The organism is Nocardia amamiensis (genome assembly GCF_015477605.1).
Lineage (GTDB): Bacteria > Actinomycetota > Actinomycetes > Mycobacteriales > Mycobacteriaceae > Nocardia > Nocardia amamiensis_A.
In genome coordinates this window covers 123,939-140,913 of record NZ_JADLQX010000021.1, presented here as the reverse complement: position 1 = coordinate 140,913, position 16,975 = coordinate 123,939, and the positions used below count along the sequence as shown (strand labels likewise).

Annotated in this window: 17 protein-coding genes; 7 read left to right on the top strand and 10 right to left on the bottom strand. The window is 68.2% G+C overall.

What is annotated here, in order from left to right; translation table 11 throughout:
• Nucleotides 1-176: 176 nt before the first annotated feature.
• Nucleotides 177-797: a hypothetical protein gene (locus IU459_RS25720; protein WP_195132135.1), complete on the bottom strand. Its 621-nt coding sequence runs from the start codon at nt 795-797 to the stop codon at nt 177-179.
• Between the two features lie 377 nt (nt 798-1,174).
• Here IU459_RS25720 and IU459_RS25715 point away from each other — a divergent pair, with 377 nt between their 5' ends.
• Entirely contained in the window at nt 1,175-1,495 is a 321-nt protein-coding gene (locus IU459_RS25715) for a helix-turn-helix domain-containing protein (RefSeq protein WP_195132134.1), read from the top strand.
• Nucleotides 1,496-1,506: 11 nt separating this feature from the next.
• On the opposite strand, the gene IU459_RS25710 is transcribed toward IU459_RS25715, so the two are convergent.
• Nucleotides 1,507-3,558, bottom strand: coding sequence for a thioredoxin domain-containing protein (locus IU459_RS25710; RefSeq protein WP_195132133.1), 2,052 nt, complete (start codon nt 3,556-3,558; stop codon nt 1,507-1,509).
• A gap of 213 nt (nt 3,559-3,771) precedes the next feature.
• On the bottom strand, nt 3,772-4,416 hold the full coding sequence (locus IU459_RS25705; protein WP_195132132.1) for a hypothetical protein: 645 nt from the start codon (nt 4,414-4,416) through the stop codon (nt 3,772-3,774).
• 503 nt (nt 4,417-4,919) lie between these two features.
• Here IU459_RS25705 and IU459_RS25700 point away from each other — a divergent pair.
• Nucleotides 4,920-5,648: a hypothetical protein gene (locus tag IU459_RS25700; protein WP_195132131.1), complete on the top strand. Its 729-nt coding sequence runs from the start codon at nt 4,920-4,922 to the stop codon at nt 5,646-5,648.
• A 16-nt stretch (nt 5,649-5,664) separates the two neighbouring features.
• Entirely contained in the window at nt 5,665-6,414 is a 750-nt protein-coding gene (locus IU459_RS25695; protein ID WP_195132130.1) for a hypothetical protein, read from the top strand.
• A 16-nt stretch (nt 6,415-6,430) separates the two neighbouring features.
• On the opposite strand, the gene IU459_RS25690 is transcribed toward IU459_RS25695, so the two are convergent.
• From IU459_RS25690 to mca, 5 genes are all read right to left on the bottom strand, one after another.
• Nucleotides 6,431-6,883, bottom strand: coding sequence for a hypothetical protein (locus IU459_RS25690; RefSeq protein ID WP_195132129.1), 453 nt, complete (start codon nt 6,881-6,883; stop codon nt 6,431-6,433).
• A gap of 207 nt (nt 6,884-7,090) precedes the next feature.
• Nucleotides 7,091-7,669, bottom strand: a complete 579-nt coding sequence (locus IU459_RS25685) for a TIGR03086 family metal-binding protein (RefSeq protein WP_195132128.1) — start codon at nt 7,667-7,669, stop codon at nt 7,091-7,093.
• Nucleotides 7,670-8,113: 444 nt separating this feature from the next.
• Entirely contained in the window at nt 8,114-9,424 is a 1,311-nt protein-coding gene (locus tag IU459_RS25680) for an FAD-binding oxidoreductase (RefSeq protein ID WP_195132127.1), read from the bottom strand.
• Between the two features lie 144 nt (nt 9,425-9,568).
• Nucleotides 9,569-9,847, bottom strand: coding sequence for a hypothetical protein (locus tag IU459_RS25675; RefSeq protein WP_195132126.1), 279 nt, complete (start codon nt 9,845-9,847; stop codon nt 9,569-9,571).
• Nucleotides 9,844-10,710, bottom strand: a complete 867-nt coding sequence (gene mca, locus IU459_RS25670) for a mycothiol conjugate amidase Mca (RefSeq protein WP_195132150.1) — start codon at nt 10,708-10,710, stop codon at nt 9,844-9,846. The genes IU459_RS25675 and mca overlap by 4 nt, the downstream gene beginning before the upstream one ends.
• Before the next feature lie 281 nt (nt 10,711-10,991).
• Here mca and IU459_RS25665 point away from each other — a divergent pair, with 281 nt between their 5' ends.
• Together IU459_RS25665 and greA are read left to right on the top strand one after the other, a co-directional pair.
• Nucleotides 10,992-11,420, top strand: a complete 429-nt coding sequence (locus IU459_RS25665) for a DUF4307 domain-containing protein (RefSeq protein ID WP_195132125.1) — start codon at nt 10,992-10,994, stop codon at nt 11,418-11,420.
• 297 nt (nt 11,421-11,717) lie between these two features.
• Complete coding sequence (greA, locus tag IU459_RS25660) at nt 11,718-12,212, top strand: transcription elongation factor GreA (RefSeq protein WP_067467905.1); 495 nt, start codon at nt 11,718-11,720, stop codon at nt 12,210-12,212.
• Between the two features lie 97 nt (nt 12,213-12,309).
• Here the strand turns inward: greA and IU459_RS25655 are convergent, their stop codons facing one another.
• Entirely contained in the window at nt 12,310-13,452 is a 1,143-nt protein-coding gene (locus IU459_RS25655) for a cystathionine gamma-synthase (RefSeq protein ID WP_195132124.1), read from the bottom strand.
• Between the two features lie 216 nt (nt 13,453-13,668).
• Between IU459_RS25655 and IU459_RS25650 the strand changes: the two genes are divergently transcribed.
• On the top strand, nt 13,669-14,844 hold the full coding sequence (locus tag IU459_RS25650; protein WP_195132123.1) for an acyl-CoA dehydrogenase family protein: 1,176 nt from the start codon (nt 13,669-13,671) through the stop codon (nt 14,842-14,844).
• Between the two features lie 103 nt (nt 14,845-14,947).
• The gene (locus IU459_RS25645; RefSeq protein ID WP_195132122.1) at nt 14,948-15,370 is read left to right on the top strand and encodes a DUF6401 family natural product biosynthesis protein; all 423 of its coding nucleotides are present in this window, start codon (nt 14,948-14,950) and stop codon (nt 15,368-15,370) included.
• Nucleotides 15,371-15,440: 70 nt separating this feature from the next.
• Here IU459_RS25645 and IU459_RS25640 read toward each other — a convergent pair whose 3' ends face one another.
• Entirely contained in the window at nt 15,441-16,640 is a 1,200-nt protein-coding gene (locus IU459_RS25640; RefSeq protein ID WP_195132121.1) for a mechanosensitive ion channel family protein, read from the bottom strand.
• Nucleotides 16,641-16,975: the final 335 nt, after the last annotated feature.

Here is a 16,975-nt window from a genome sequence, read left to right as displayed (position 1 = left end):
CGGAGACCTCGCCCATCTGCCAACGCGGACAACCACTTTCAAACAAACAGTTGAGGGGTGGCACCGCACAGCGGTGCCACCCCTCAACTCACTTCGACACAGGCCCTAGACGCCGCAACTCGCAGACGAGCCGCAGCGCGGCGGAATCCCACCCTCGCCGATTATCAAGCCGTTCACTACCGTTGCCGGGCCGGTTGCTCCGAGGCTCCCGATCTGTGGATGGCGACGCGCCAGGGCAGGCGGATAGAGGTGGGCGGGTGGTCGTGTGCCCATTGCGCGATCGCTGTGACGGCCGAAGCGAGTGAGGTGCCTCCGGCGACCATGGCCCAGCGGGTCAGTCCGGCGGTGTCGTAGGCGACTTGCCGGATTCCCGGTAGGACGATACTGCCGTTGCCGAAGGCCCAGCTCATCACCATTCCGGCTTGTCCACCCAGGTCCGAGGTGCGCGCGAGCGTCGCCCGTAGTTCGGGGGCTTTGCTGTTGACGTAGAGCACAGTGAGGAGCACCAGAGCCGCGACGGTAACCGTGGAAACCGTTGCTATTCGGGACAGAACCTCGGTGCGATACCGGACATTCGCCGCCACCACGCAGACGGTGACAACTATCGCCGCGGCGGAGAGTATCGCCGGGACGCCGCTGATGCGCGCGGCCGGTGCCTGCGATGACGACCAGACATTGAGGTAGGAGGTGGTCGCGGTGATCCGGCCGAAGGCGTTGGCACTGGCCTTGCCGTCGGCACCGGCCGCGGTCAGCCACGGCTGGAACAGCAGGATCAGCGTGACGATGCTGCCTGCCACGGCACCCAGGTAGCCCCAGTAACCGTTCAGCGTCGACAGGTGCGCCCGGCACCCTGCGAGCCGTCCGGACGCCGCGATCGGCCCTGATTCGGGTCGAATATCTCTGACTGACCAGGGAGTTGGCTGCACCTTCGCTCCGAATCAGGGATCGGTCGGCGTCGAGAACCGAGGCGGACATGGCGGTCCCCGGCTGCAGACGTCATCGGGCCCGGGCAGAAGGGGATCTCCGGACAGTAAGAGGCGCAGCTTGTTCCGAGAATGGTTGCGATCAGCGCGATCTTGAATCCTGGACTGCCATTCGTCCTCGGCCTTCGGATGCGGGCCGAGGCACTGTACGAGATCTACTCGAAGGAAAGAACCGAGGAGGAACGCGAGACATGAGCAGCTTCAGCAAATGGGATAGGGAGGCCTACCGCAATCGGGTCGGCGAGGACGAGGCTGCGCGGCGACGCGGTGCAATCATGGCTGAACAGTGGGGATATCAACTTGCCGAAGAGCGGAAACGGCTGAATTTCACGCAGGCAGGACTGGCGGAAATCATGGGCGTAAGCCCCGGTCGGGCCTCGCAGATCGAACGTGGCCAGGTGGCCACCGTGGACGCCATCGCAGCCTATGTTTCCGCACTCGGTGGCAAGCTCGAGCTGCTTGCCGATATCGGCGGTCGTCTGCTGCGGATGCCGACCAATCCGGCCGCGTAGCCGTAAGGCTGCTAATTGCGCTGGAGTGCCATGCGAAGTTGGTCCGGGGTGGAGACCGGGAGGTCGCACACCGAACCGCGGCAGACGTAGGCCGCGGCGGCGTTGCGAACCAGGGGGCGATCGGCCAGGAGCGGGACGGCGTTGGGGGCGGCGGCCAGGACGACCGACCCGCCAGGGGCGGCCAGGCGGGCAGTCGTGAGCAACTCCGTTGGCCGGGAGGCGGATTCGGTGGCGATCGCGACTTGGAGCGGCCCGCGCAGGGCGGCCTCGGCGACAGCGAGCCACTGGCCGGCCGAACGCGGAGCGCGCGCCAGGACGATCGCGCCGCGCTCGAGCGTGCGGTCGGCGAGTTCGCGGTAACGCGCGGCGCGCTCCGGGTCGCTCGCGGCCGCCGCGGTGAGCAGCGCCTCGGCCAGCGCCGAGGCGCCGGCGGGCGTGGCGCCGTCGATCGGGTCCCGCGGACGGGTGACGAGCGTTTCGGCGTCGTCGGCGGTGTCGAACCAGCCACCGAGTTGGTCGGGGTCGGCGAAGTGCTCGATCGCCGTGTCCAGCAACCGCTGCGCGTCCTCGAGCCAGCCGAGCTCACCGGTCGCCTGGTGCAGCGCGAGCAGCCCCGTGACCAGCCACGCGTAGTCCTCCAGGATGCCCGGCGCGGCGCCGACGACACCGCCGAGCGACGCCCGCCGCAGCCGCCCGTCCACCGCGTGCTCGGCGAGCAGGAAGCGCGCGCACCGGACGGCGGCGGCCACCCATTCCGGCTCGTCCAGCGCGGCGGCGGCTTCGGCGAGGGCGGTGATCGCCATCCCGTTCCACGCGGTCACCACTTTGTCGTCGCGCTCCGGCTGCGGACGCCGGTCGCGCGCCGCGATCAGCGCCGCTCGAACGTGTTCCAGGCGCGCGTTGTCCTCCGCGACGACCGGCTCGGTGTACCTGGTCAACACGGAGGTGCCCTGTTCGAAGTTCCCCGCGGTGGTGACACCGAAGAATTCGGCGGCCCACGCCCCGTCGATCGCACCGAGCGCACCAGCCAGTTCGGCCGGGGTCCACACATAGGTCGCGCCTTCGACGCCCGGTTTGCCGGGCTCCAAGTGCGTATCGGCGTCCAACGCCGAGGCGAAGCCGCCCTGCGCGGTACCCAAGTCGTCGAGCAGGAACCGTACGATCTCGCGCGTGACCCGGTGCGACAACGATTCCGGCAGCACCGACGTACTGCGCCGCGCCAGGTGCGCGTAGGCGCGCAGCAGCTGCGCGTTGTCGTAGAGCATCTTCTCGAAGTGCGGCACCACCCACGCGGCATCGACCGAGTACCGCGCGAAACCACCGCGCAGCTGGTCGTAGATGCCGCCGCGCGCCATCGCCTCGGCGGTGCGCGCGACCACGTCGAACACGGCGGGTTCGCCGGTCCGCTCCCAGTGCCGCAGCAGGCCCTCCAGCAGCGCGGACGGCGGGAACTTCGGCGCGCCGCCGAAGCCGCCGTGCTTGTCGTCCTCGTCGCGCAACACGGCGGCGACGGCGTGGCCGAGCAACTCGGCCGTGATGGTCAGATCCGCGTCGGGCAGCCCCGCCGTCTGCGCGCGCAGCGCCGTGGCCACCTGCGCGGACGCTTGGTCCACCTCGTCGCGACGCGTGCGCCAGGTGTCGGTGATCGCGGTGAGCAGCTGGGAGAACGACGGCATGCCGCCGCGCGGGAGTTTCGGGTAATAGGTGCCGCAATAGAACGGTTCGCCGTCCGGGGTGAGGAAGCAGGTCATCGGCCAGCCGCCCTGACCGGTCATCGCGACGGTGGCGTTCATGTACACCGCGTCGAGGTCCGGGCGTTCTTCCCGGTCGACCTTCACGCAGACGAAGTTCTCGTTCATCTGCTCGGCGGTCGCCGCGTCCTCGAACGACTCGTGCGCCATCACGTGGCACCAGTGGCAGGACGCATACCCGACCGAGAGCAGGATCGGCACGTCTCGCTCGCGCGCTTCGGCCAGCGCCTCGGCATCCCACTCCCGCCAGTGCACGGGGTTGTCCGCGTGCTGGCGCAGGTACGGAGAAGTCGCCATTCCGAGCCGGTTCATGGCTCCACCGTACGACCCTTCCCGGCGCGATGCGGGGAGCAACTCCTCGACCCTCCGGCGGCGGCTTCGGGTAGTCCACATCGGGCCGTACGCGACCGTGCTCGACCCGGCCAACCGCGCCTGGGTGGTCGAAATCGGCGCGGCTGAGGAGGGCAAGTCAGCACGTGCCGGAATCCGGCCCCGCGACCATCCCGACGCACTCCGACCAGCGGGTCAGCGGTTCGGATATGGCGGCTGGCCGTACGGTGGCGCCGGATGGACCGGGGGCGGAGCGATTGGCTGTCCGTAAGGCTGCGGAGGCTGGTGGCTGTACTGCGCGAACAAGGGTTGACCATATGGCGGTGCGGGATGGGGGCCGTACTGCGAAGTTGATCGACGACGTGCCGCGATCCACCGGCCGGTCGGACTGATGGCGGCGAGGACAAGGGTCGCCAGCGTCAGCACGCCGACGACTATCGGCTGCAGTCCGAAAAGCCCTGCCATCGCGAGCCCGACAGCCAAGTTGATCAAACTCAGTGCGCTGCCGACGATCACCAGAGCTCGGCCGGCAGTCAATCGACACAGCAGCAGGACGCCGCCCAGAATCAGCAGGAACGCCACCAATCCCGCCACCGCCACGCTCACCAGCGCAAGACCCGCCAGGGTGTCGAAGATCCGCGAATTCACCAGGGACACCAGACCGTACGTCTCCCAACCGCCACCCAGCAACGCAAGCAGCCCCGCCGCGATCCCGGTGCCACCACCCGCCGAAGATTGCGGCGCCCCATAGCCATGGCTCGGCAGGTGCGGATGCGGGGGCGGATAGCTGCCCGGTGTGGCGCCGGGCCAGCCGTGCTGGAAGTTCATATCGGTAGTCATTCCTCCTCGGTCGCGGCGGGCCGTACGCATGGTTGGCTCGCCTTTCGCTGCGGCACTGGATAGATGCCCGGCCGCCGGGTCAGCTACACCTGCCGCGGCGCGAAATCGGGTCCTGACCGCCGGTGCGCCTGGGAGTCCCAGCGGCCGCCAACTCATCGCGGGGCGGTTGGAGAAGCGGGCCGCTTCCTCGCGCGGGGGTAAGGGTGCGGGACGCGGTCCAGGCGCGCTCTTCGTACCGGAAACCGAGGGGAGCCGGAGAGTGCAACGAATTCCGCAAAACTCTGACTTTATCGTCAGCTATGAAGATATGCTCAGTCTGCGTTCCCGCTTGCGTGAGCGCACCGCAACAACAACCAGCCGATGTCAGCCGAGGCTTGCCAGACCGTGGGACGCCTCGGGCAGCGATCTCGTATCGAACTCATCGATCCGAACTTCGCGTGGATGCGGCTCCCTGTTCCTCGCCCCGGCTTGCCCGACGAGGAACCCAAGGTAAGGAAAGATCAATGCCCCTTCGCAGAGCCGCGTGGGCAGCAGTATTCACCGCAACTATCGGCGTGACCGCGACCGCGACCGCGGCGGCCGATCCCGAGACCCACCCGCCGCACGTGGCGTACCACGCCAACATCGTCGACCGGTCGGTGATCACCACACTCGAGCACGGGGTGTTCACCCTCGCCGGAGACCGGCAGTCGGTGATTGTGCGCAACTCCGCCGGACACGAACTCGACACGCTTCCGCTGACTTTCAGCATCGACGGGCAGCCGCTGCCGATTCGATATGACATCTCCGGTGACAGCCGCACGCTGACGATGACACCCGACACCGAAGGCATACGGCGCAATGAATCGAACCTGATCGCATCGCCTTTGGAGAACCAACTGGCGATGAACGATCTGATCAATGCGGTCAGCATCGGCACCTCGCTCGGCAGCTTGATCGGCACCGCGATCGGTGCGGCCGTCGGAATCGGCGTCGGATTCGTACTGGCAGGAGCGGCATGCGCCGTCATCAGTCTCGGCTGCGTGGTCACGGTGCTTCCGATCATCGGCCTCGTCGGAGCCGTAGGCGGCCTCGCCGGGCTGGTGCTGGGTGGCGGGCCGGCCGCCGCCTACGCGCTGTACGAGTACGTCACCACGCTGCAGACCCCGCCAGGCGGGACCAAGTACGCCCCGCACGTTCAGGGCCGACCCGGCGGGGTCCTGGCTCCCGCTGACACATCGCATGGGCAGTGACGGTCGAGGAACGATCATGATCAAATGGGCACCAACACTTTTGGCCACGACCGTCGCGTTCGTGGCGGTGGCGTCTGCGCCGGCGTCGGCGGAGCCGTCTGACAGCTACCGCGTCGATGTGATCGGGCAGTCCGTGGTCACGACCCTGGACGGCGCGACCTTCACTCTTGCTTCGGACCGGCAATCCGTTTCCGTCCTCGACCTCGACGGCGAGTTGCTCACCACTCTCCCGTTGGCACTGACCATCGACGGCGAACGTCATGGCATCGCACAGCAGATCACCGGCGCGGGAAGAACTCTCACGCTCACCCCGGACCTCGCATCGCATCGGGACCGAGCGCAACCGGCCGCCTCACCGTTCGAGGAGCAACTCGCGCTCAACGACCTGGCCAACAACCTGACCCGCGGCACGCTGGTGGGCACCGTCGTCGGACTGGCTGTCGGAGCCGTCGTCGGAGCCGTTCTCGGCCTCGGCTCCTGCCTTGTCGTCGGCCCTGGTTGCCTCGCGACGGCGCCCGCGGTCATCATGGCGCTCGCCGCGGGCGGCGGCCTGGTCGGTACGTTGTTCGGCGGAGGCATCGGACTTGCCGACGGCTTGTGGAAGTACCTCACCACGCGACAGGCACCGCCCGGCATGAGTCCCTATGCGAACCAAGACGATCTGCTCGATCCCAACGGCACCGGTGTCCCGGATGCCGAGTTCCGGCTGCCGACCGGATCCGCGGGTGGGCTGAGGAGCGGATCATTCAGCGGTTCCGGCCGCTGACCGAACTCTCCGCCCGTCAGATCGCCGCGAGAGCCATTGCCGCGACCCACAGCTCCAACATGATCGCCTCTTCGTCCGGCCGGCCTTCGTCGGCCGGACGGAAGGTGACCATCGGGTCCGTGTCCGGCTGGTCCCGGAACTGTACGGCCTTCCACATGTTGCCCCGCGCGTCGGCGGTCCACGCGGCCATCGCTTCGGCCGATTCGCCGTCGCGTTCGGCGAGTAGTTCGTCGCGGTATCCGAAACCCCACAACGTCGCACGTGGGGCGCGCGAGAAGATCAGCGTCGAGAGGTCGTGAATCGGTGGTTCGTCCGTCGGCAGTATCGGCTGCGGCATGACGCCGACTCGATCCGGTCCCACCAAGGTGAGGCCGAAGAAAACGGGGGCCGAGTCGCTGTACAGGTCGAGCAATCTCGCTGTCGTGATTCGAATCTGCTCGTCGGAGGGATACAGGATCGTTCGTGGCATCAGTCGTCGGCGCCTTTCAGCAGGTTCGGCCAAGTCCCGCCCCTCCGGCCCGGCGCTCGCGACTGCCGGTGCCGCCTCGCAGCGGGGAGATCGCTTCACTGTCGCACTGGGCGAATGGTTCCCGCGCTCAACCCTAGTGCCTCCGCACACAACCTTCGGCAGAAATACGGTGACAGCGCGAGCCGGCCACAGCGTTCCCGGCGCCTGTCAGGGCGTCCGGGTCAACACCTCGCGCCCGACATACCCCAAGAGCCGACGGTGCGCCGGTTCTTCCTCAGCGACAACGACTTCCGGCCCGAAAGCACCCCGTGCCCGGAAGGCTTCGATTCCGCCCATCGCGCGCATGGTGGCGAGCAATTCGCCGCAGAGCTCATCGTCGGCGAGATCCGGCCGATCGATGGCCACCGCGATGTCGACACCATGGACGAGAACTTCGGTCAGATGCACCAGTGCCGCCGCATGGCCCGGCAGTTCTCCCAGCGAAATGCCTACTGTGCCATCCAGCGCGCCCGGCCGGTGCCACGCGGCGCGATCCACCTCCGCCGCCGCGGCGTAGGCTCCCTGCGGGTCGCCGCCGAGCCAGTCGGAACCGTGTTCGGCGCCCGCATCCGTGCCACTCAGCGCAGCGGCGAAGATGTGCATGCCGCCAACGGTGTGGTTGAGCACGGCCCGCACATCCCAGTCCCGGCACGGCGTCGGCGCCGCCAGGCCGGCCACTTCCACGGCCGCGACGACCGCGCCGGTCGCGTCGAGTGCACGGTCGATCTGTCCGATCACGTTGTCCATGGTGTTCCTTCAGTCGAGCGGTTTGGCTGAATTGGTAACACAGGACACCGACCGGCGCGCGGTATTGCGAACACCATATTGCGCAAAATGGTTGCCGGTAGTGCGCTTTCCAGTGGCTGCAAGTGTATTAGGCAGCGTCCGGGCCGAGAAAAACAAAATGTGGCAACCGAATTAGGCTAGCTACGGCACTCTGGCACCAGCGGTAACAACGGGTTGCACCGCACTCCATTACACCTTCCAATGCGAAGTTCGGCTCTGCCCTTCGCTTCGACGACACGCGGGGGCGAGACCAGTTTCCCCGCCCCGCCACCCGCGACTGTCCATTCCCGCCCGCAACCACCACCGGGCGACTGTCCGCCCGCGGTAGGCCCGGCTGACCGCGCCGGGCCGCGCGAGCCCCGAGCCGCCACCGATCATCGCGGCGGGGCCTCTCCCCGCGGGCGACTATCCGAGCACCGGGTAGTTGCCCCGGATGACGCCGTGCGGGTCCCGAGCGCTCTTGAGCTCACGCAGCCGGGTCAACGTCGCGGAATCGAAAGCGGCGGAGGCCTTTTCGTCGGGCGTCAGGAAGGTGAACGGCTTCCCTCCGCTGATCTGACCGCTCAGCGCGTCGACTATTGCCGTGCGCCGGGCCTTGACGGCCTCGGCGAGGTGCGGGAGCCCGAGACCGAGGCAGTAGAGCAGGTACGGCTCGGCGATCGGGCCGCGCGCACCGCCATCGGCACGGTGCTCGGCCAAGGCCCCGCCCAGGTGGCGGATCTGCAAGTTGGCCAGCGGGGCGACCGGTTCGTCGATCAGGGTCTTGATCACGGCGTCGCCGAGCTCGGTCAGCTGCTCGGCACGCGACAGCGAGGGGCTCGGATCGGTGGGTTCCGCGGTGATGGCGCCGATGTGGGCGGCTCCGAAAACACCGCGCTTGTCGATGATCGGATCCCCGATGGCGTCGAGCCGAGCGAGCAGGGTGCGGCCCTGGTCCGGATCGCCGAGATACACCGCGTCCATCCCGACCATGGGCGGCGCGTCCGGGATCTGGAGGCGCTGGAACCAGACCGTCAGCTCGTCCGGTGCCGTCGCGGTGATCTCCTGGAACGCCTCGAAGACCTCGCGAATGCGCGTCGCGGGCCACAAGACGCGGCCACCGAACAGTTCCGGCGCGGGGAACAGGTCGAATTCCAGTGCGGTGACCACGGCGAAGTCACCACTGCCGCCGCGCAGCGCCCAGAACAGGTCCGGATCGTCCTGGGCCGTGACCCGGCGACGCAGGCCTTCGGCGTCGACGATCTCGAACGCGCGCACCGCGTCGGAGGCCCAGCCGTGCTTGCGGCTGAACCAGCTCATCCCGCCGCCTACGGTGTAACCCGTCACGCCGACCGCGGGATTGCTGCCCGCGAGACCGGTCAGCCCGTGCGCACCGGCAGCGGCCTGCACCCGGCCCCAGCTCGTGCCCGCGCCGACCCGCGCCACCCGCCGTGCGGGGTCGATCTCGATGGTGTCCAGCTGTCGCGTGCGCAGCAGAATCGCGTCCGCGACTCCACCCGCGGCGCCGTGCCCGGTCGGTTGGGTGACCACCGGGACACCGGCGCCCCGCGCGTATTGGACGACGGCCGCGACGTCGTACGCGTCGGCGGCGTGCACCACCGCGGCCACCGGCTGAACCACCGTCAGCGTCCACGGCCGCGCGGCGTTCTCGAAACCCTCGTCACCGGGCAGCAGCACGCGGCCCGGCAGCGCACCACGCAGTTCGTCGAATGTCATCGCTCTGTCCTGACTCTCACGTTCGTATCGAAGGAGCGCGAGCAACGAATCCACTTTCGGCCTCCCGGCCGTGGTCCGTGCCGCGACTACCTCACTGACGAACGAGCGCGCGGAAAGGTAACAGAGCGCAGCTCAGCGGGGGTTTCAGCTCGGCTCGGCGCGACCATCGGGGTCGGCGCCCTTCGACTCCTCGGTGCGTCGCGTGATGCCGTGCTCGGTCCCCTCGTCGGCCTCTTGGTCCGGTTCGGGGTGCTCGGGCTCGAAGGTCGCGGGCAGGCCCTTGATGTGCCGGTTCATCGAACGGATCAGCAGGAAGGTGCCCACGAGCAGGATCAGCACGATGACGAGCCCGAGCGGCGAGGCCTTGCCGAACTCCGGTCCGGTCGGCGTGCCGGGCGTCTGGGCGAGCAGGACCAGCGTCACGACCGCTCGTCCTCGATGCCGGCGAACAGGTCGGTCTCCGGGAGCGCGGTGCTCACCCGGGTCTTGGCCAGTTCGAACTCCTCGGTCGGCCACAGCCGCTGCTGCATTTCCAGCGGAATGGCGAAGAAGGCGCCGTTCGGGTCGATCTGCGTGGCGTGCGCGCGCAAGGCGTCGTCGCGCTGGGGGAAATACTTGGCGCATTCGATCTGCGTAGTGATCCGGGAGACCACGTCACCGCGCTCGGCGGCGAACTTGCGCATCCGGTCCAGCCACTCCTGCAGGGGGAACGGCTCGCCGAGACGCTCGTACTCAGTGGCGAACAGCTCCATGCGCCGCATGTTGAACCCGTGGTCGTAGTACAGCTTCAGCGGCGTCCACGGCTCGCCCGCGTCGGGGAAACGCTCGGGGTCGCCCGCGGCCTCGAACGCGGCCATCGACACCTCATGGCAGCGGATGTGGTCTGGGTGCGGGTAGCCGCCGGTCTCGTCGTAGGTGGTCATCACGTGCGGCTTGAACTCGCGCACCACGCGGACCAGCGCCTCGGTGGCCTCCTCCAGCGGGACCAGCGCGAAGCAGCCCTCGGGCAGCGGCGGCAGCGGGTCACCCTCGGGCAGGCCCGAGTCGACGAAACCGAGCCAGTGCTGGCGCACGCCGAGCGCACGCGCCGCGGCGTCCATCTCCTCGCGGCGGATCTCGTGGATCCGCTCCAGGACGCCGGGGGTGTCCATGGCCGGGTTCAGGATGCTTCCGCGTTCTCCGCCGGTCAGCGTGACGACGAGGACCTCATGTCCTTCGTCGGCATAACGGGCGGTCGTCGCGGCGCCCTTGCTGGATTCGTCGTCTGGGTGGGCATGCACCGCCATGAGGCGAAGGCCACTCACGTCTCGTTCACCGTCGCTCTCGCTCGCGGGTGTCGGGGCTTCGTTACCTATAGTTCCATTCGACCCATCTTTGTTCCGATGTACCCCCCGGGAGCGACCACCAGTGAGCGAGCGCAGCGAGCGAACCAGCAAGCACAGCCGAGCCCTCGCTCGTGACGGCGCCGAGCGCAGCGAGGGGACGGCATGAGCGAGCGCAGCGAGCGAACCAGCAAGCACAGCCGAGCCCTCGCTCGTGACGGCGCCGAGCGCAGCGAGGGGACGGCATGAGCGAGCGAACAAGCGGACCGCCCGCCGACCGGTACGGAACGCGGCCCGCGGTGCGGCGGCGCTGGATCGTGCCGGTCCTCGGCGCGTTCGTGGTGCTCGCCGGGCTCGGGGTCGCCTACCTGGGCTATCAGAAATACGGCCCGGACGACATCGAGGCCGAGCAGCTCGGCTACACCGTGGTGGACGACTCGACCATGACCATCCGGCTCAAGGTCACTCGTGCCGACCCCGCGCGGCCGGTGGTCTGCTTCGTGCGCGCGATGGCGCGCGACGGGTCCGAACTTGGCCGCCGCGAGGTGCTCGTCGAGCCCTCGAGCAGCGGGACGGTGGAGCTGACCACTACCGTGCGGGCGTCCGCGCGACCGGTGTCGGGCAGCATCTACGCGTGCAGTGATCAGGTGCCCAGTTATCTGCGCGCTGGCTGATTTCCGCGCGTTTGCCCCCGACGTGCCCGGGAAATCAACTCCGACCTGCACATTTGTGAATCATGCTAAAATGGCGTGATACACGGTTCCGGAGCTCGGAGCCGTGTTTGCTGCATTGGCGGCCAGCGCTGACGGTTCGGGCTTGCGAGCTTGCCCGCGACCAGGGCCTGTCGGGGTTCGATGAACTTCCCAGGATCGCTCTAGCCGTCGACTGGTGCATGCCCGCTGTCGAGTGGGCATCCGCCAGTGCTCAGGGAATCCCGGCCTGCCGGGAACAACTACTAGGGAGTGATCGAGATGACTGAGACGCAAGTGACCTGGCTGACCCCGGAGTCGCACGACAGGCTCAAGGGCGAACTCGACGCGCTCATCGCCAATCGTCCGGTCATCGCCGCCGAGATCAACGAACGCCGCGAAGAAGGCGACCTCAAGGAGAACGGCGGATACCACGCCGCGCGCGAGGAGCAGGGTCAGCAGGAGGCGCGCATCCGCCAGCTGCAGGAGCTGCTGAACAACGCCAAGGTCGGTGTCGCACCCACCAAATCCGGCGTCGCGCTTCCCGGGTCGGTCGTCAAGGTCTACTACGACGGCGACGAGACGGACACCGAAACGTTCCTGATCGCCACCCGTGAAGAGGGCCTGCGCGATTCCAAGCTGGAGACCTACTCGCCGAACTCCCCGCTCGGCGGCGCGCTCATCGACGCCAAGGTGGGCGAGACGAGGGAATACACCTTGCCCAACGGCAACATCATGAAGGTCACGCTGATCAGCGCCGAGCCCTACCACAGCTGATGCTCGCGGCCGCGGCGCGCTGCCCGGCCGACACCCCCAGGGACACGAGCGGCCGCGCCCGATCATCGGGTGCGGCCGCTTCGTCATGTCCGTGAACCTAGCTCAATGCCTGTTCGACGTCCGCGAGCAGGTCGCTGACATCCTCGATGCCGACCGACAGCCGCACCAGATCGGCGGGCACTTCCAGCTCGGAGCCCTCGGTGGACGCGTGCGTCATCGCGGCCGGGTGCTCGATCAGCGACTCGACGCCACCCAGTGATTCGGCGAGGGTGAAAAGCTCGGTCCGCGCGCAGAACTTGTGGGCGGCCTCGAGGCCGCCGTGCAGGCGCACCGAGATCATGCCGCCGAATCGCCGCATCTGCTTGCCGGCGACGGCATGGCCCGGGTGCTCCGGCAGGCCGGGGTAGATCACCTGGGAGATCGCGGGGTGCCGGGACAGGAATTCCGCGAGGGTTTCGGCGTTGTCGCAGTGCCGGTCCATCCGCAGCGCGAGGGTCTTGGTGCCGCGCAGAGTAAGGAAGGCGTCGAACGGGCCGGGCACCGCACCCGCGCCGTTCTGTAGGAATGCGAACGCCGCGTCGAGTTCCGGATCGTCGGTGATCAACGCGCCACCGACCACGTCGGAATGGCCACCGAGGTACTTGGTGGTGGAGTGCACCACGATGTCGGCGCCGAGCAGCAATGGCTGCTGCAGGTAGGGGGTCGCGAAGGTGTTGTCGACCACCAGTTTGGCGCCCGCGGCGTGCGCCACGTCGGCCAGCGCGGGGATGTCGCCGATGCTCAGCAGCGGGTTGGTCGGGGTCTCGATCCACACCAGTTTGGTGTTCGGCCGGATCGCCGTGCGCATCTCGTCGACGTTGAACACGTGCGCGGGCGAGTGCTCGATACCCCACTGGCTGAATACCTTGTCGATCAGCCGGAAGGTGCCGCCGTAGGCGTCGTCGGGGATCACGATGTGATCGCCGGGCCGCAGCGTGGCACGCAGCGCACAGTCGGTGGCGGCCATGCCCGAGGCGAACGCCCGGCCGAAGCGGCCCGATTCCAGCGCGGCGAGGTTCGCCTCCAGCACCGAGCGTGTCGGGTTACCGGTGCGGGCGTACTCGAAACCGCCGCGCAACCCGCCCACGCCGTCCTGGGCGAACGTCGAACTCGCGTAGATGGGCACATTCACCGCGCCGGTCTGCGGATCGGGTTCGAAGCCGGCGTGCACGGCACGTGTGGAGAATCCCAGCTGGCTCATGGGCTCAGCCTAACCGGCGATTCCCGGGCAATTGTCCCGGTGGGTTCATCGGAGGGAATGCCGGACCGCGAACCGGCCGGGACGCCGCCCGTCGTGGCAGCTCACCGAGTCCGCCGATCGAATTATGTGCAGGTCAGTGCCGAGTCGGAAATGTTGTGCCGGATGAGCCGACGTGAGCACGGTCTCACCGGCGCGGCGCCCGTTTACGCTGAGTCCATGGTCACTGTCGAAGAACTGTTCGCCACCGATGCACTGCTGTCCGAGGAGGAGCGCGAGATCCGGGACACCGTCGCGAGCTTCGCGGCCCAGCGCCTGCGCCCGCACATCGCGGAATGGTTCGAGGCGGGCACCTTCCCGGCGCGTGAGCTCGCACCGGAACTGGGCAAACTGGGACTGCTCGGCATGCATCTGGACGGCTACGGCTGCGCGGGCATGTCGGCCACCACCTACGGCCTGGCCTGCCAGGAACTGGAGGCGGTCGATTCCGGGGTGCGCAGCATGGTCTCGGTGCAGGGTTCGCTGGCGATGACCGCGATCCACAAGTACGGCTCCGAGGAGCAGAAGCAGCAGTGGCTGCCGGAACTCGCCGCGGGCCGCGCGCTCGGCTGCTTCGGACTGACCGAACCGGATTTCGGCTCCAACCCCGGCGGCATGCGGACCACGGCCAAGCGCGACGGCGCCGACTGGGTGCTGAACGGCTCCAAGATGTGGATCACCAACGGATCGGTAGCCGATGTCGCGGTGGTCTGGGCGCAGACCGAGGACGAGGGCAAGCAGGTGATCCGCGGGTTCCTGGTCCCGGCGGGCACGCCCGGGTTCACCGCGCGAGAGATGCACCGCAAGCTGTCGCTGCGCGCCTCGATCACCGCGGAACTGGACTTCGACGATGTTCGCCTGCCTGCCGAGGCGGTGCTGCCCGGGTCACGCGGACTCGCCTCGCCGCTCGCCTGCCTGAGCGAGGCGCGCTTCGGCATCATCTTCGGCGCGCTCGGCGCCGCCCGGGACTGTCTGGCGACGACGATCGAGTACGCCAGGACCCGTGAGGTGTTCGACAAGCCGCTGTCCGCCTACCAGCTCACCCAGGCCAAGCTGGCCGACATGGCGCTGGAGTTCGGCAAGGGCCAGCTGCTCGCCCTGCACATCGGGCGCTTGAAAGACCGTGGCGCCGTCACGTCCGAGCAGGTGAGCGCGGGCAAGCTGAACAGCACGCGCGAGGCCATCGCGATCGCCCGCGAATGCCGCACCATCCTCGGCGCCAACGGCATCACGCTCGACTACCCGGTGTTGCGCCACGCGAACAATCTGGAGTCGGTGCTCACCTATGAGGGCACGGCGGAGGTGCATCAGCTGGTACTCGGCCGCGCGTTGACGGACTCGAATGCTTTTCGCTGAATCGTTCACGCCGACGAGTTTGCTGAGACCAACCTCGATCGATCGTCAAAAAGCAGCAGACGTCACGATTTGATAAATACCAGATGATTGCTACCATATTGTGATGTTTCTGCTCGGCCCCAGCTTTATCGAAGCGTCGGCGCGTAGGACTTTGACTCGCCTGCACCAGACGCATGGAGCGCCCGCGACCGCCGCGGCCGCGCGGCTGCCCGCGCTTTCGGCGGTCCTGGACCAGCATGCTGCCGCGGTTCGGGACATCCTCCGGCACGGCGTGGCGGATTCGTCGGACGTCCCTCCCGCCGTGCTGCTCGCTGGTTACGCGCGCGGATTGCTCGACCAGGCGCGTGCCGACCGCGCCGCCGAGCGCCGCGGTCACGGCTCGCCGGACGTGCCGGAGACGCGCGGCAACGTGCCGCAGGACGTCCACGAGTGGGCCGAGGCGGACTGGATCCATCTGCGCCTGGCCGGGGTCTGCCTGCACGGCAAGCGCGACCCCATCGAGCTCGCGCTCCCGCAACTGCACTGAGCGAGTTGCCGCGGCCGAACGCGTCCGCCGTGACTACGACGGACGCGCTGTCCATGCAGGCGACCGAGACCTACCGCTCGTCACTTTCGTCGCGGTAGCCCCGGTACTCGCCCGGCTGCGCTCGGCCCCCTCGCGGGGTCGTCCCCTGGTCGGACTGTGGGTAGCCTTCGCCGGGCGCCGCACCCTGACCAGGCTGCCCGTAACCTCCGCCAGGTGCCGCACCCTGACCAGGCTGCGAATAGCCTCCGCCGGGCGCCGCACCCTGACCAGGCTGCCCGTAACCTCCGCCAGGTGCCGCACCCTGACCAGGCTGCGAATAGCCTCCGCCGGGCGCCGCCCCCTGACCAGACTGCGGGGAGGCCTCACCAGGGGTTGCGGCCCGGCCTGGCTGCTGCCGCAGGCCGCGAGTGCCGGGTTCTTGCCATTGCTGCCCCTGCTCGGCCTCCTGCGCCGGCCCACCAACGGGTTGCCGTTCCCATTCGCCTTCGCCGGAGACGGGCTGCCGGCCCCGCGCCGCCTGCTGATCCACCAGCATCTGTTCGCGGGCGGCGTCCTCACGGCCCCGGCGGTAGGCCTCGGCGTGCCCCCTGGCCGTGGGGATCTCGTGCTCCAAGTCGCTGATCCAGCGCTCCCAGCGCTCCTGCATCGGGCGGATCATGCCGCCGCCGACGCCGACGACCAGGATGCCGCCGACGGTCGCGAGCACCGCGACGAGAATCGGCACGGTGACCGCTGTGGCGACCCCGATCTGGTTCAGCGCGGCCACGATGCCGATGGCCCAGATGCCCACCGCCGCCATCCGGGCGAGCATCGGGCCGTAGGAGAGGCCGCCGAGCGTGCTGCCGACCATTTCACGCACCGCGTGCGCGATCGCACCCGCGACCACCACGATGACAATCGCGATCGCCAGTCTCGGCAGCCACGCGACGATGCCGGCGATCACGTTGCTGACCGGGTTCGGGCCGAATACACCGAAGCCGATCTGCAGGGCGATCAGCAGAACCGCGTAGTACGCGAGTCTCGCCAGGATGTCGGAGGCGTCGTATTTACTGCGCTCGAGCATTCGCCGTACCCCGCCGCGCTCGACAGCCCGGTCGAACCCGACCCGCTCCAGCACCTTGTCGACGATCTTCTCCACCGCCTTCGCGATGAGCCAGCCGATGAGCAGGATGACGAGGAAGCCGACCAGCTTGGGCACGAACGTGGCGATGGAAGCCCATGCGTCGGAGAACCCCTGCTGAAAATCGATGGCCAGACTAGAGGTGTGCATGTCCATCCCTTCGCTGCGCGATGGCGCCATGACTATTTGCCACGGCTACTATCCAGCCCGGCTATACCCCAGGAGGAACCTCCGAATCGCATATTTGCGGATAAATTGCCACCATTTATTTCGATCTTGTCGGCACCCTCTACAGCACCCTGATCGCCCGGCGACGGAATTCCTGGCTACTCGGCCGCCGAACCCGATTGCACTCCCCGAGCACCGAATTGACAGCGCCGCGCTCTCCCCGGCAGACGTCGCTGCCGGCCTGCTGCGCACGCCGGATCGGGGCCACGCAGACGTCGCGACCCATGCGAAGAAGTGCCCTGCTGTGCGATGCTGAG